The following is a 13,531-nucleotide window of genomic DNA, read 5'->3' as shown; positions in this document are numbered from 1 at the left end:
CGCTGGCACGAGGGTGGCCCAGCGGGTGTAGTGGCTGAGCAGGGGGTGGGTGGTTCGGGCGTGGCGGGGCCGTTCGCGGTAGCGAGGTCTAGTTCGCGGTTGGTGCGCTGTCGGGTGCAGCGCCGAGCAGCGCGTTGAGGGCGGCCAGGTGGGACGCCAGCGCGGTGCGGCCGGCTGCGGTGAGGCGAGCTCGGACGCGTCGTCGTCCGCCGTCGAGCACTCGGTCGGTGGTGACGTAGCCGACCTCCTCCAGCGCGCTGAGCTGTTTGGACAGCGCGGAGTCGGACATCGCGAGCCGATCGCGCAGGAACGCGAACTCGGCCCAGTCGGCGGCCGCGAGGGCCGCGACCAGTTGCAGCCGCGTGGCCGGGTGGATGACCTCGTCGAAACGTGGCTCGACCGCCGTCACCGTGACCGAGTGCGGTCCCCGCGCGCGCGGGTCGCCGGGCGGCGAGCCTGCGGCGCCCAGGGGGGCGAGGGGCTCGCTGCGGGAGGGGGCGCCGCCAGCGCGTGTGGACGAGACGCCCTTGCCGGCGCCCGTCCTTCGTCCGCCTCGGCGTGCGGGGTCGTGAGGGACGGGCGTGCCCCCGCCCTCCGCGCCGCTCATCGCCGTGCCGCCCGTGCGGCTGACCAGCGCACGAGGCGCGGCCCGCCGGCGGCGACGATCGCCGCGGGAAGCAGCGAGGCGATCGTGCCCGGGTGCGCGGCGCCGTCGGCGGCGATGATCAGGGCGAACGCGGCGCCGACGACGATGAGGGCGATCAGCAGCAGCCAGACGTGAAGCAGCGTGTGGCGACCAGCGACCTCGGCGCGCACGCTCACCAGGCCGGTGCGCCGTCGGCCTCCCGCGACCCGCCCAAAGATCTGTGCGTGCGCGGCGCCGAACACGAGCGTGGCGAGTGTGGTCAACCACGCGATGTCGAGATCACTGATGGCGCCCAGGGCGATCCAACACACGCCGAGGCCCCACCAGTACCAGGCGGGCGCCCCGACCTCGTCGGCGACGGCGCGGCGCCCGGCGTCGGCTGCGGCGAGCGCGGCCCGGGCCTCATCCGGAGTAATGCTCATGACGACCCCTCACTTTCCTAGCAGGAAAACCAGGATCATACTTTCCCACCGGGAAAGTCAACCCATCGCGCGACCGTCGCGCCGACGCGAACGCGCGCGCGGGGCTCAAGCGGAGGGCCGTGAGTTCGAGCATTCGATGCGAGTTCGAGCCCCCGGGCGCTCGAACGGCGCGACAAGCGCTCGAACACCGCGCAAATGCTCGAACTCGGGCCGGGGCCGGGGCCGGGCGAGTGTGGAGCGGCGGTGGGGGCGGGTCAGGTGGGGGGGAGGGTGGCGAGGTCGGCGAGCCAGGCGGTGGCGGTCGCGTCGGACGGCATGCGCCAGTCGCCGCGCGGCGACAGGGTGCCGCCGGCCGAGACCTTGGGGCCGTTGGGGATGGCCGAGCGCTTGAACTGGTTGGCGAAGAACCGGCGGAAGAACAGCTCCATCCACCGCCGGATGGTCGCCAGGTCGTACTCGGAGCGATCGTCGTGCGGGAAGCCGGACGGCCACTCGCCGAGCGCCGCGCTGTGCCACGCGTGCCACTGCAGGAATGCGATCTTCGAGGGGCGCAGCCCGTGGCGCAGCGTCCAGTACAGCGTGAAGTCCTGCAGCTCGTAGGGCCCGATCTTGGCCTGAGTGGACTGCAGGGCGCCGTCGGCGTCGGCGGGCACCAGCTCGGGCGAGATCTCCTGGTCGAGGATCTCGGCGAGCACCTGGTCGGTCTCGGGGGAGAACTGCCCCGAGGCGATGACCCAGCGGATCAGGTGCTGGATGAGCGTCTTGGGCACCCCGGAGTTGACCACGTAGTGCGACATCTGATCGCCGACGCCGTAGGTGGCCCACCCGAGCGCGAGCTCCGACAGGTCGCCGGTGCCCAGCACGATGCCGCCCAGGTGGTTGGCCAGCCGGAACAGGTAGTCGGTGCGCAGTCCCGCCTGGACGTTCTCGAACGTGACGTCGTAGACCCGCTCGCCGCGCCCGTACGGGTGCCCCAGGTCGCGCAGCATCTGCTCGGCGGCGGGCCGGATGTCGATCTCCTCGAAGCTCACGCCGAGCGAGCGCCCCAGCCGCCACGCGCGCTCCTTGGTCGCCTCCCCGGTCGCGAACCCCGGCAGCGTGTAGGCGAGGATGTCGGAGCGCGGCCGCCCCAGCCGGTCCATCGCCTTGGCCGCGACGATGAGCGCGTGGGTCGAGTCGAGCCCACCCGAGACGCCGATGACGATCTTGGGCGCCCCGATCGAGGTCAGCCGCTGTTCGAGCGCGGCGACCTGGATGTTGTAGGCCTCGTAGCAGTCGAGCGCGAGCCGTTCGGGGTCGTCGGGCACGAACGGGAACCGGTCGACCTTGCGCCGCAGCCCGATGTCGCCCGACGGCGGTCGCAGCTCGAACTCGACCGTGCGGAAGTCGCCGGTCCGCGCCGCGAGCGTGCGCCGGTTGTCGTCGAACGTGCCCTGCCGCAGCCGCTCCTGGCGCAGCCGGTCGAGGTCGACGTCGACGACGGCGCGCCGCGCGGCGTCGGGGAACCGCTCGGTCTCGCCCAGCAGGTCGCCGCACTCGTAGACCATCGTCTGCCCGTCCCACGACAGGTCGGTGCTCGACTCGCCCTGGCTCGCGGCCGCGTACACGTAGGCGGCGCTGCACCGCGCCGAGGCCGAGCGCACCATGAGCCGCCGGTCCTCGGCGCGCGAGACCGTCACGGGCGACGCCGACAGGTTCCCCAGCACGGTCGCGCCCGCGAGCGCGGCCTCGGCCGACGGTGGCACGGGCACCCACATGTCCTCGCACACCTCGACGTGCAGCCGCAGCCCCGCGACGTCGGACGCCGCGAAGATCAGGTCGGGCCCGAACGGCACGTCCTGCCCCAGCAGCCGCAGGCTCTGCCCGCGCCGGTCGTCGCCGGGCGCGAACCAGCGTCGCTCGTAGAACTCGCGGTAGGTGGGCAGGTACGACTTGGGCGCGACGCCGAGCACCTGCCCGCCGTGCACGACGACGGCGCAGTTGAGCACGCGCGCGCCCGCCTCGAGCGGGGCGCCCACCACGAGCACGGGGCGCAGGTCGGCGGACGCGTCGACGACGTCGGCCAGCGCGTCCTGGACGGCCTCGAGCAGCGGGTCCTGCAGGAACAGGTCGTCGATCGCGTACCCCGACAGGCACAGCTCAGGGAAGACGGCGACGGCCACGCCGTCGTCATGGCACGCGCGCGCCTGCTCGATGACGTGGGCGGCGTTGGCGGCCGGGTCGCCGACGCGGACGGGGACGGTCACGGCCGCGACCCGGGCGAACCCGTGGGCGTAGGCGGACCAGAACTCGCTGCTGGACATGCCCCTGAGTCTGCCCGACGGCGGTGGCGGACGCCGCCCGCCGTCTCGCCGTGGGCGCGGGCGATCTCACATCGATCGACCCGTCCGCCCGGTCATCGGGGTGTGGGCGCGGTCGTAAGGTGCGTGCATGTCCTCACCGCGCCTCACCTCTGCGCGCTCTCGCGCGTCCCGTCGCCCGCTGACGCCCGCGCCGTCCGGGGCGACGCGCCCGGCCTCGCCCGTCGCTCGCGGGGTGTCGCCTGCGCGACAGACCGTGCCCGCGCGGGCGCTGTCCGCGCTGTTGGTGGCGCTGCTCGCGGTGGGCGCGGCGCTCGTGGGGCTCGCGGCGCCGGCGAGCGCGCACGACCGGCTCGTGTCGTCGGACCCGGCGGACGGGACGACGCTCGACGCCGTGCCCGCCGCCGTCACGCTGACCTTCAGCGAGCAGGTGCTGGAGACGGGCACACAGGTGGTCGTGACGGCCGACGGCGTCGACGTCGGCGCCCAGCCCGCACAGGTCGACGGCGTCACCGTGACCGCGCCGCTGCCGCCCGACGCGCCCCACGGCGCCTACCAGGTGGCGTGGCGGATCGTGTCCGCCGACGGGCACCCCGTCGAGGGCTCGCTCACCTTCACCGTGGCCGCGCCCGCGCCCAGCCCGGTCGCGGAGCCCACGCAGGCCGCGGCCGACAGCCCGGCCGACAGCGCGACTGACAGCCCGGCCGACGCCGCCACCGACAGCCCGGCCGACGCGACGGCCGACAGGGCGACCGACACCCCGACGGACGCGACGGCCGACAGCCCGGCCGACACGGCCTCGCCCACGCCCGCGCCGATCGCGGCGAGCCCGTCGGGCGGCGCGGTGGTCGGCTGGATCGCGGCGGGAGTCGCGGTGCTCGCCGTCGCCCTCGCGGGCCTCGCCTGGGGGCGGCGTCGCGGCGCGCGCGTGTTCGGCCCGCCCGGACAGGACTGATGGCGCAGCGGGTCCACCCGGACAGGACTGATGGCGGAGCGGGCCCGCCGGGGTAGAACGGACGCCCAAGCGGGCCCGTCGGGGCACTCCCGGCGGGCCCGCGCGGCGAATCGCTCAGCCCAGCGCGGTCGCCGCGACGACGTCGGGCGCCGCGACGGCGTCGAGCGCCGCGCCGACGACGTCGTCCACGTCCGCGCTGCCGTCCAGCCGGCGCCCGGCCTCGTCGTCGCCGAGTGGTTCGAGCGTCGCGAGCTGGGAGATCAGCAACGCCGTGGGCATGTAGTGCCCCTCGCGGGCGTCCATGCGGGCGCGCAGGGTCTCGGCGGGCACGTCGATCTGCAGGAAGACGACGTCGGGGCCGGCGGCGCGCAGCACGTCGCGGTAGCTGCGGCGCAGCGCGGAGCAGGACACGACGCACCCCGCGGGCTGGGCAGCGGCCCAGTCGCGCAGCGAGGCGAGCCAGGGCGCCCGGTCCTGGTCGGTCAGGGGCACGGCCGAGGCCATCTTGGCCCGGCTCGCCGGGGAGTGGAACTCGTCGCCCTCGGCGAACGGCACGCCGAGCCGCTGCGCGAGCAGGGCGGCGACCGTGGACTTTCCAGAGCCGGACACGCCCATGACGACGATCCGGCCGGCGGTCGCGCTCATGCGTTCGACTCGGTGCGGTCGCCGGACCAGTCGGTGTGGTAGGCGCCGTCTTTGTCGGTGCGGTGGTAGGTGTGGGCGCCGAAGTAGTCGCGTTGGGCTTGGATGAGCGCGGCGGGTAGGCGCGGTGCGCGCACGGCGTCGTAGTAGGCCAGGGCGGAGGAGAACGCGGGGGTGGGCACGCCGTGGGTGGCGGCGGCGGCGACCACGCGCCGCCAGGCGGCCAGGCCCGAGGCGACGGCGTCGGTGAAGTAGGGGTCGGCCAGCAGCAGCGGCAGGTCCGTGTCGCGCTCATAGGCCTGGGTGATGCGGTCCAGGAACCGGGCGCGGATGATGCACCCGCCGCGCCAGATGCGGGCCATCGCGCCGCGGTCGATGCCCCACCCGTGCTCGGCCGAGGCCGCGGCGATCTGGTCGAAGCCCTGGGAGTAGGCCACGACCTTCGAGGCGTACAGGGCCTGGCGCACGTCCTCGACGAACGCGTCGCGGTCGGCGACCTGCCACGCGGGGGCGTGGGCGGGCAGCGCGGCGCGCGCGGCCTGGCGCCCGGCCGTCGCGCCCGACAGGGCGCGGGCGAACGTGGCCTCGGCGATCGCGGTGATCGGCACCCCCAGGTCCAGGCCGCTGTGCACCGTCCAACGCCCGGTGCCCTTCTGCTCGGCCTGGTCGGCCACCACGTCGACGAACGCGGCCCCGGTCTCGGCGTCCACATGCGAGAGCACGTCCGCGGTGATCTCGATCAGGAACGACTCCAGGTCCCCGGTGTTCCACCGGGCGAAGACCTCCCCGATCTCGCCCGCGGAGGCGCCCAACCCCTGACGCAGCAGGTCATACGCCTCACCGATCAGCTGCATGTCGGCGTACTCGATGCCGTTGTGCACCATCTTGACGAAGTGCCCCGCCCCGTCCGGGCCCACATACGCACAACACGGGACCCCGTCGACCTTCGCGGCGATGTCCTCCAAGATCGGGCCCAACACCTCATACGCCTCGCGTGTGCCACCGGGCATGATCGACGGGCCGTGCAACGCCCCCTCCTCACCGCCCGAGACCCCCGCCCCCACAAACCGCAGACCCAGCTCCCGCAGCGCCGCCTCCCGACGCACCGTGTCCGGGTAGTGGGCGTTGCCCGCGTCGACCACGATGTCGCCCTCCTCCAACAACGGCGTCAGCTCATCGATCACCGCGTCCGTGGCCGCCCCGGCCTTGACCATCACCACGACCTTGCGCGGACGCTCCAACGACGCCACAAACTGCGCCAACGACTCGCACGGCACGAACACCCCCTCATCGCCCGCCTGCGCGACCAACGACCGCGTCCTGGCCACACTGCGGTTATGCACCGCCACCGTGTACCCATGCCGCGCCAAATTCCGCGCCAAATTCCGACCCATCACCGCAAGACCGGTCACACCGATCTGCGCGAGGGCGGGGGCGGTCGGGGTGGTGTCGGCGCTCATGCCGGGGCTCCTTCGATGGTGGGGGTGACGTGCGAGTCGAGGTAGGCCTGGACGACCGACAGGTCCTGGTCGCCCAGCCCCTGCGCGGTCAGGTCGCAGAACAGGCGGTGCGCCGCCTCGGTCATCGGGGTCGGCGCGCCGACGGAGCGCGCCTGCGCGAGCATGCCCGCCAGGTCCTTGACCATGAACCGCGCCGCGCCGGACGGGCTGTGGTCGTGGCGGATCAGGCGGTCCTTCTTGACGTCCAACAGCCGACTGCCCGCGAACCCCTGCTGGAGCAGGTCGAGCAGGCGGGCGATGTCGAGGCCCGAGCGCTCGGCCAGGACGACGGCCTCGGCCAGGGCGGTCATGGTCGCGGCGACGATGATCTGGTTGCACGCCTTGGCGACCTGACCGGCGCCGATGGGCCCGAGGCGCACGGGTGTGCCCATGGCTTCGTAGACGGGCAGCGCCCGCGCGACGTCGGACTCCTCGCCGCCGATCATGATCGCGAGCGTCCCGGCCTCGGCGCCCTCGGTCCCGCCGCTGACGGGCGCGTCGATGACGCGCACCTGCCCGTCGCTCTCCTCGTCGAGGCGCCGGGCCAGGGCGCGCAGCCCGGCGGGGGACACGCTGGAGCTCACCGCGACCACCAGGCGGCCGCGCCGCCCCGCGAGCAGGCCGTCGGGCCCGTCGAGCGTGGCGACGACGTCGGGCAGGTCGGGCACCATGAGCACGACGAGGTCGCACTCCTGCGCGACCTCCCGCGCGGTCGCGTGGTAGACGGCGCCGGCGTCGATGAGCGGCTGGACGTCGCCGGGGGCGAACGTCATGAGGTGCACCGTGCCCGCGGGGGACGCGGTGACCAGGTTCTTCGCCATCGGCAGGCCCATGGAGCCGAGTCCGATGAACCCGACGCCGCGGGCGGCGTCGGTGGGCGTGGTGTGGGGGTTCTGCAAAGGTCCGCGTTGACTCGTCATAGTGGCCAGTATAGCGAACCGCATTCAGCCCACTGAACGATCCGCTACCCTCGACGTCGGGACCACGTCCGTGTCCCGACACATCGAGGTGAGGACAGACATGACCAAGAACCGCCTGCGCGTCGCCGTGGCGACCCCCCTGCCCGAGCACCTGTGCACCTACATCGAGGACCGTCTGCCGCAGGTCGAGCTGGTGCGCGACCAGAGCCTGCTGCCCCCGCAGCGCTGGGCCGCCGACTTCGGCGGTGACCCCTCCTACCGGCGCACGCCCGCCGAGCAGGCGGCGTTCGAGGCGCTCGTCGACTCGGCCGACGTGCTGTACGGGATCCCCGACGTCGACTCGCGCGCCCTGGCCCGCACCGTGCGCGCCAACCCGAGCCTGCGCTGGGTGCAGGTCATGGCGGCGGGCGGCGGCAGCCAGGTGCGCGACGCGGGCCTGACGCGTGACGAGCTCGACCGGGTGACGTTCACGACCGGCGCCGGCGTGCACGCGGGCCCGCTGTCGGAGTTCGCGCTGTTCGGCCTGCTGGCCGGCGCCAAGCAGCTGCCGCGCCTGGCGGACCACAAGGCGCGCCGCGAGTGGAGCGGGCGCTGGGCCATGGGGCAGATCCGCGAGCAGACCGTGCTCGTGGTCGGACTGGGGAGCATCGGCCGCGAGGTCGCGCGCAAGGCGTCGCTGCTGGGCGCCCGCGTGCTCGGGGTCAACCTGACCACGGACCCGGTCGAGGGGGTCGAGCGCGTCTACGCGCCCGACCAGATCGAGCAGGTGGCCGCCGAGGCCGACGCGATCGTCAACACCCTGCCGGGCACCGACGCGACCTACCACCTCATCTCCGAGAAGGTCTTCGCCCAGGTGCGCCCGGGCACGACGTTCGTCTCGGTCGGCCGCGGCACCGTCGTGGACGAGTCGGCCCTGACGGCCGCGCTCCAGGACGGCCGCGTCGGCTTCGCCGCGCTCGACGTGTTCGAGGTCGAGCCGCTGCCCTCCGAGAGCCCGCTGTGGACGCTGCCCAACGTCGTCGTCAGCCCGCACACCGCCGCGAACAACGCGACGGAGGAGCTGCTGCTCGCCGAGCTCTTCTGCGAGAACGTCGAACGGCTCCTGGCCGGGGCGCCCCTGCGCAACGTCGTCGACACCGTCGCGTTCTTCTGAGCCGGGGCGTTTTCGCCCCGCCGCTACGATGGTCCGATGCCCACACTGTCGTCTGGAGGCGTCACCGTGTCGGAGAACTCTGAGTCGAGCCTCGCTCCGGCCGTGACCCGTGCGGTGCGCATCCTCTCGTTGCTCGCCGAGGCGCGCGGGGTTCCCGTGCCGCTCACCGAGATCGCCCGCCAGATCGAGGCCGCCAAGTCCTCGACGTCGAATATCTGCGTGGTGCTCGAAGAGGCGGGTCTGGTCCAGCGCCGTGAGACGGGGTACGTCCTGGGGCGGCGCACGGTCGAGCTCGGGGGCGCCTACCTGGCCTCGTTCAACCAGATCCGGGAGTTCTACCGGGTCTGCGCCGAGTCGCCCGTGCTCAGTCACGAGCTCGTGCAGATCGCGGTGCTCGAGGGCACCGACGTGGTCTACCTCGCCCGGCACGAGGGCCGCGCGCCGTTGCGCCTGACGGCGGGCGTGGGGGACCGGTTCCCGGCGGCGCTGACGGCGGTCGGCAACGCCCTGTTGGCGACGCTGCCCGACGACGAGGTGCGCGAGCGCTATCGCTCGGCGTCGTTCCCGCAGTTGACCGAGCGCTCGACGCAGTCGGTCGACGGCCTGCTCGCCAAGCTCCGGGCGACGCGTGAGCGCGGCTACTCGATCGACGAGGGGGAGGTGTTCCCCTCGGTCGTCGCGATGGCCGTGGCGGTCCCCGCGCGCCTGAGTGGGGAGAAGGTGCTGGCCCTGGGCGTCTCCACGCTGGACTCGCCGATCCAGCCCGAGCTGTCCGCGCCCCGGCGCCAGGACGTGCTGGCCGCGCTGCGGGATGCGGCCGAGCACCTGTCCAACCCGATGGCCCCACCGCTGCCCGCGGTGGGATGACGGATTCGGGACCAAGGTCCCGGATTCGTTCAAGGAGTTGAATCGCGTTCAACAGGTTGTTACGGTCCAGGGGTGCGCAAAGCTGCGCGCGCAATCGACCCGGCCGGCCCGCCTACAGGCGCCGCGTCGGCCGGGTCCCGACCTGGGAGCGCTACATGACCAGCCCCTTGACCGGATCGGCGCAGGCCGATCCCCGAGGCTCCGACGACCCGGAGTACGCCGAGAACCTGCGCCGCGCCACCCTCGCCAGCTCCGTCGGCAGTGCGCTTGAGTACTACGACTTCGCGATCTACGGCCTGGCCGCGGCACTCATCTTCGGCAACCTCTTCTTCCCCGCCCTGCCCGACGGGCTGCGCCTCGTCGCGTCACTGGCGACGTTCGGCGTCGGGTTCCTGGCCCGCCCCGTGGGCGGACTGTTCTTCGGCGTCCTGGGCGACCGGCTGGGACGCAAGTGGGTCCTGATGATCACGATCGCCCTCATGGGCGTGTCGACCACCATGGTCGGCCTGCTGCCCACCGGCGAGCAGATCGGCGTCTGGGCGCCCGTGCTGCTGGTCATCCTGCGCCTGGCGCAGGGCTTCGGCGCCGGCGCCGAGCAGGCGGGCTCGACGACGCTCATGGCCGAGTACGCCCCCGTGCAGCGCCGCGGGTTCTTCGCCGCCCTGCCCTTCATCGGCATCTTCTCCGGCACGCTGCTCGCCTCGGGCGTGTTCGCCCTGGTCACCCTGGCGCCCGACGACGTGCTCGAGGCGTGGCTGTGGCGTGTGCCGTTCCTCGCCTCGGCGATCCTCATCGCCGTCGCCGTCTGGATCCGCGTCAAGCTGCGCGAGTCGCCGACGTTCATCCACCTCGAGGAGCAGGAGCAGGTCGCCGAGCACCCGCTGCGCGACCTGATGACCCACTCGCGCCGCAACGTCCTGATCGGCATCGGGCTGCGCATGGCCGAGAACGGCGGCTCCTACATCTTCCAGACCCTCGCGGTCTCGTTCGCGGTCACCGCCGGCGTCACCAAGTCCTGGGGCTCCCTCGCGGTCGCCATCAGCTCGGTCATCGGAATGATCACCGTCCCGTTGGCCGGCAAGGCGTCCGACAAGTACGGCCGCCTGCCCGTCTACCGCGCCGGCGCCGTCGTGCTGCTCGCGCTCGCCGTCCCCGGCTGGTGGCTGCTGAGCCTCGGCACCGCGTGGGGCACCACCATCGTCATCACCATCGGCATCTCGTTCGGTGTGTGCATCATGCTCGGCTCGCAGTGCGCGCTCATGCCCGAGCTGTTCGGCAACCGCCGCCGCTACATCGGCGTGGCGAGCGCCCGTGAGTTCTCCGCCGTCATCGCCGGCGGTCTGGCGCCCGTGCTCGGCGCCTGGATGCTCACCGCGACCGGCAACGCCTGGTGGCCCATCGCCGCCTACGTCCTCGTGCTGGCCGGCATCACGTTCGCCACCACGTTCGTGACCCCCGAGACCGTCGCGCGCGACCTGACGCTGACGGCCGACGCCGCCCTGGGCGACCCCGTCGGCGGCGCCGCCGAGGCCAGCCAGCCCGCTCGCCAGCCGGCGGGTGTCGCATGAGCGCCGCGTTCGACCTCACCGGGCGGCACGCGCTGGTCACCGGATCCTCGCGCGGCGTCGGGTACGCCCTGGCCACCGGCCTGGCCCAGGCTGGCTGCCGCGTCGCCCTGCACGGGCAGGACCGCACCCGCGTGCGAGAGGCCGCCGCGAGGCTCGCCGACCAGACCGGCGCGCAGGTCGACGCCGTCTCCTTCGACGTCACCTCACCCGACCAGGTGCGCGTCGGCGTCGCCGAGACGCTCGACGTGCTGGGCCAGATCGACATCCTCGTCAACAACGCGGGCATCCAGCGCCGCCACCCGGTGCTGCAGTTCCCCACCGCCGAGTGGGACCAGGTGCTCGCCACCAACCTGACCGCGCCGTTCCTCGTCGCCCAGCGGGTGGCGGCCGGCATGGTCGAGCGCGGCGGCGGCAAGATCATCAACATCGGCTCGGTCCAGTCGGGCCTGGCCCGCCCCACGATCACCCCGTACGCGGCGAGCAAGGGCGGCGTCGTGATGCTGACCAAGGGGCTGTGCGCCGAGCTCGGCGGCTCGGGCGTCCAGGTCAACACGCTCGCGCCCGGGTACATCCACACCGAGATGACCCAGGCCCTGGTCGACGACACGTCGTTCAACTCCTGGGTCGTCGGCCGCACGCCGGCCGCGCGGTGGGGGTCGGTCGCCGACCTGGTCGGCCCGCTGCTGTTCCTCGCCTCCCCGGCCTCCGACTTCGTCAACGGGCAGACGCTGTTCGTCGACGGCGGCATGACGGCGGTGGTATGACGATGCGCGCCATCACCGTCCACGGCGCCGAGGACCTGCGCCTCGAGTTCCGCTCCGAGCCCGTGCCAGGCCCCGACGAGGTCCTGATCCGCGTCGGGTACGCGGGAGTCTGCGGCTCCGACCTGCACTACTACCGCTCCGGTCGCGTCGGCGCGTTCGAGGTGCGCGAGCCCCTCGTCGTCGGGCACGAGATCAGCGGACGGGTCGCCGTCGACGCGCCCGGGCTGCCCGCGGGCACGCCCGTCACGGTGCACCCCGCCACACCCGGCGCCCCGCAGCCGGGGATCGAGCGGCGCCCCAACATCTGGCCGGGCTCGCGCTACCTCGGCAGCGCCGCGACGACGCCGCACACGCAGGGCGCCATGAGCGACCTCGCGGTGGTCCGCGCCGACCAGATCCGGGTGCTGCCCGACGACCTGCCGCTGCGGCGTGCGGTGCTCGCCGAGCCTCTCGCGGTCGGCCTGCACGCCATCGCCAGGGCCGACGGCGTCGTGGGCAAGCGCGTCCTGGTCAGCGGCGCGGGCCCGATCGGACTGCTCGCCGCGGGCGCGGCCCACGCCAGCGGCGCCGCGAGCGTGACCGTCAGCGACCTGCACGCCGCACCGCTGGAGATCGCCCGGCGCCTCGGCGCAGCCGACGTCGTGCGCGTCGGCGCACAGGAGGCGCCCGCCGAGGCGTTCGACGTCGTCCTCGAGTGCGCGGGCGCGCCCGCAGCCGTCGACGCCGCCATCCGCGCCACGCGGCGCGGCGGCGTCGTCGTCCTGCTCGGGATGCTGCCGGGCGACGCGCGGCCGTACACCCTGGTCGACGTCGTGACCCGCGAGATCGACGTGCGCGGCTCGTTCCGGTTCGACCACGAGCTCGACGACGCCGTCGCGATGCTCGCCACGACCCCGGCCCTGGGGCACGTGGTGACCGACGTGTTCGGCCCGCGCGACGCCCTGGCCGCGTTCGACCGCGCGGCCGACCCGCGCACGTCGAGCAAGGTCGTCATCGAGTTCGCCGGGGAGTCCGTCGACGCGGCCCCCGCAGCGGGGGTCCAGGGATGAGGCTCGGACGGGTGTGGACCCCGAACGGCCCACGTCCGGTGGCCCAGGACGGCGACCGCTGGGTCGTGGTCAGCGACCTGTACGACCCGGACCGGCGGCTGCTCGACGAGTGGTACCCGGTGCAGGGCGCCGAGCTGCTCGCCCCGTGCGAGCCGTACGTGGTGATGGGCATGGCCCACAACTCGGGCCCGGGCGACCGCGCGCTGGCGCCGCAGGCGTTCAGCAAGTCGACCCGCAGCGTCGTCGGCCCCGGGGCGCCGGTCGCGCTGTCCGGCGTCGACGGCGCCACCGCCGTCGAGGGCGAGCTCGCCGTCGTCATCGGGCGCCGCGCGCGGCGCCTGACCATCGACGAGGTCCCTGACGTGATCCTCGGCTGGACGATCGGCAACGACGTGACCGCCGTCGACCAGATCGCCCTCGACGACAAGATGACGCAAGCCAAGAACGGCGACGGGTTCACCCCGATTGGCCCCTGGATCGAGACCGACCTCGACCCGTCCGACGTCGAGATCGTGGTCGACGTCGACGGCGTCACCCAGGCGCGGTCGAGCACCGCCGGGCTGGCCTGGAACGTGGCCGAGCAGCTCGTCTACCTGACGCAGCACCTCACGCTCGGGCCCGGCGACGTCGTCCTGACCGGGGCGCCGGGCACCACCGCCGCGGCGCGACCCGGGCAGCGTGCCCGAGTCTCGATCGCCGGGATCGGGACGCTCGAGAACCCGACGGTCTAAGCCCCCGAAGGCCCC

At 73.6% G+C, this 13,531-nt stretch carries 13 protein-coding genes; 7 read left to right on the top strand and 6 right to left on the bottom strand.

Annotation, left to right across the window (positions count from 1 at the left end):
- Positions 1-88: 88 nt before the first annotated feature.
- The 3 genes from EV386_RS14200 to EV386_RS14190 form a co-directional block, all read right to left on the bottom strand.
- Positions 89-409: a transcriptional regulator gene (locus tag EV386_RS14200; protein WP_130416005.1), complete on the bottom strand. Its 321-nt coding sequence runs from the start codon at positions 407-409 to the stop codon at positions 89-91.
- A 194-nt stretch (positions 410-603) separates the two neighbouring features.
- On the bottom strand, positions 604-1,068 hold the full coding sequence (locus EV386_RS14195; protein WP_130416004.1) for a hypothetical protein: 465 nt from the start codon (positions 1,066-1,068) through the stop codon (positions 604-606).
- Positions 1,069-1,322: 254 nt separating this feature from the next.
- On the bottom strand, positions 1,323-3,371 hold the full coding sequence (locus EV386_RS14190; RefSeq protein WP_130416003.1) for an NAD(+) synthase: 2,049 nt from the start codon (positions 3,369-3,371) through the stop codon (positions 1,323-1,325).
- Positions 3,372-3,498: 127 nt separating this feature from the next.
- Here EV386_RS14190 and EV386_RS14185 point away from each other — a divergent pair, with 127 nt between their 5' ends.
- Entirely contained in the window at positions 3,499-4,323 is an 825-nt protein-coding gene (locus tag EV386_RS14185; RefSeq protein ID WP_130416002.1) for a copper resistance CopC family protein, read from the top strand.
- Between the two features lie 114 nt (positions 4,324-4,437).
- Here the strand turns inward: EV386_RS14185 and EV386_RS14180 are convergent, their stop codons facing one another.
- The 3 genes from EV386_RS14180 to EV386_RS14170 are packed head-to-tail and all read right to left on the bottom strand — an operon-like array spanning position 4,438 to position 7,384.
- Positions 4,438-4,968, bottom strand: coding sequence for a gluconokinase (locus EV386_RS14180; RefSeq protein ID WP_130416001.1), 531 nt, complete (start codon positions 4,966-4,968; stop codon positions 4,438-4,440).
- Positions 4,965-6,425: an NADP-dependent phosphogluconate dehydrogenase gene (gene gndA, locus EV386_RS14175; RefSeq protein ID WP_130416000.1), complete on the bottom strand. Its 1,461-nt coding sequence runs from the start codon at positions 6,423-6,425 to the stop codon at positions 4,965-4,967. The genes EV386_RS14180 and gndA overlap by 4 nt, the downstream gene beginning before the upstream one ends.
- Positions 6,422-7,384 carry an NAD(P)-dependent oxidoreductase gene (locus EV386_RS14170; RefSeq protein ID WP_130415999.1) on the bottom strand — a complete coding sequence of 321 codons (963 nt, stop codon included), beginning with the start codon at positions 7,382-7,384 and terminating at the stop codon, positions 6,422-6,424. Before EV386_RS14170 ends, gndA begins: the two co-directional genes overlap by 4 nt.
- Positions 7,385-7,484: 100 nt before the next feature.
- Here EV386_RS14170 and EV386_RS14165 point away from each other — a divergent pair, with 100 nt between their 5' ends.
- From EV386_RS14165 to EV386_RS14140, 6 genes are all read left to right on the top strand, one after another.
- Complete coding sequence (locus tag EV386_RS14165; protein ID WP_130415998.1) at positions 7,485-8,537, top strand: D-2-hydroxyacid dehydrogenase; 1,053 nt, start codon at positions 7,485-7,487, stop codon at positions 8,535-8,537.
- Between the two features lie 36 nt (positions 8,538-8,573).
- Positions 8,574-9,404: an IclR family transcriptional regulator gene (locus tag EV386_RS14160; RefSeq protein ID WP_207216541.1), complete on the top strand. Its 831-nt coding sequence runs from the start codon at positions 8,574-8,576 to the stop codon at positions 9,402-9,404.
- 155 nt (positions 9,405-9,559) lie between these two features.
- Positions 9,560-10,972 (top strand): MFS transporter, encoded by a 1,413-nt coding sequence (locus EV386_RS14155; RefSeq protein WP_130415997.1) that lies wholly within the window; start codon positions 9,560-9,562, stop codon positions 10,970-10,972.
- Positions 10,969-11,736, top strand: a complete 768-nt coding sequence (locus tag EV386_RS14150; RefSeq protein ID WP_130415996.1) for an SDR family oxidoreductase — start codon at positions 10,969-10,971, stop codon at positions 11,734-11,736. Before EV386_RS14155 ends, EV386_RS14150 begins: the two co-directional genes overlap by 4 nt.
- Positions 11,733-12,785, top strand: coding sequence for a zinc-binding dehydrogenase (locus EV386_RS14145; protein ID WP_341272819.1), 1,053 nt, complete (start codon positions 11,733-11,735; stop codon positions 12,783-12,785). Before EV386_RS14150 ends, EV386_RS14145 begins: the two co-directional genes overlap by 4 nt.
- Positions 12,782-13,516 carry a fumarylacetoacetate hydrolase family protein gene (locus EV386_RS14140; protein ID WP_130415995.1) on the top strand — a complete coding sequence of 245 codons (735 nt, stop codon included), beginning with the start codon at positions 12,782-12,784 and terminating at the stop codon, positions 13,514-13,516. The genes EV386_RS14145 and EV386_RS14140 overlap by 4 nt, the downstream gene beginning before the upstream one ends.
- Positions 13,517-13,531 lie beyond the last annotated feature (15 nt).

Origin of the sequence: Xylanimonas ulmi, from assembly GCF_004216535.1 — a bacterium.
GTDB classification, from domain to species: Bacteria; Actinomycetota; Actinomycetes; order Actinomycetales; family Cellulomonadaceae; genus Xylanimonas; species Xylanimonas ulmi.
Note: the sequence above shows the minus strand (reverse complement) of the source record. Positions and strands in the feature narration are given on the sequence as shown.

Excerpts from the sequence above, each read along its gene's own strand:
- EV386_RS14165 (WP_130415998.1), top strand. The coding sequence starts at position 7,485 with ATGACCAAGAACCGCCTGCGCGTCGCCGTGGCGACCCCCCTGCCCGAG.
- EV386_RS14195 (WP_130416004.1), bottom strand. The coding sequence starts at position 1,068 with ATGAGCATTACTCCGGATGAGGCCCGGGCCGCGCTCGCCGCAGCCGAC.
- EV386_RS14155 (WP_130415997.1), top strand. The coding sequence starts at position 9,560 with ATGACCAGCCCCTTGACCGGATCGGCGCAGGCCGATCCCCGAGGCTCC.
- EV386_RS14170 (WP_130415999.1), bottom strand. The coding sequence starts at position 7,384 with ATGACGAGTCAACGCGGACCTTTGCAGAACCCCCACACCACGCCCACC.
- gndA (WP_130416000.1), bottom strand. The coding sequence starts at position 6,425 with ATGAGCGCCGACACCACCCCGACCGCCCCCGCCCTCGCGCAGATCGGT.
- EV386_RS14185 (WP_130416002.1), top strand. The coding sequence starts at position 3,499 with ATGTCCTCACCGCGCCTCACCTCTGCGCGCTCTCGCGCGTCCCGTCGC.
- EV386_RS14145 (WP_341272819.1), top strand. The coding sequence starts at position 11,733 with ATGACGATGCGCGCCATCACCGTCCACGGCGCCGAGGACCTGCGCCTC.
- EV386_RS14190 (WP_130416003.1), bottom strand. The coding sequence starts at position 3,371 with ATGTCCAGCAGCGAGTTCTGGTCCGCCTACGCCCACGGGTTCGCCCGG.
- EV386_RS14160 (WP_207216541.1), top strand. The coding sequence starts at position 8,574 with ATGCCCACACTGTCGTCTGGAGGCGTCACCGTGTCGGAGAACTCTGAG.
- EV386_RS14180 (WP_130416001.1), bottom strand. The coding sequence starts at position 4,968 with ATGAGCGCGACCGCCGGCCGGATCGTCGTCATGGGCGTGTCCGGCTCT.
- EV386_RS14150 (WP_130415996.1), top strand. The coding sequence starts at position 10,969 with ATGAGCGCCGCGTTCGACCTCACCGGGCGGCACGCGCTGGTCACCGGA.
- EV386_RS14140 (WP_130415995.1), top strand. The coding sequence starts at position 12,782 with ATGAGGCTCGGACGGGTGTGGACCCCGAACGGCCCACGTCCGGTGGCC.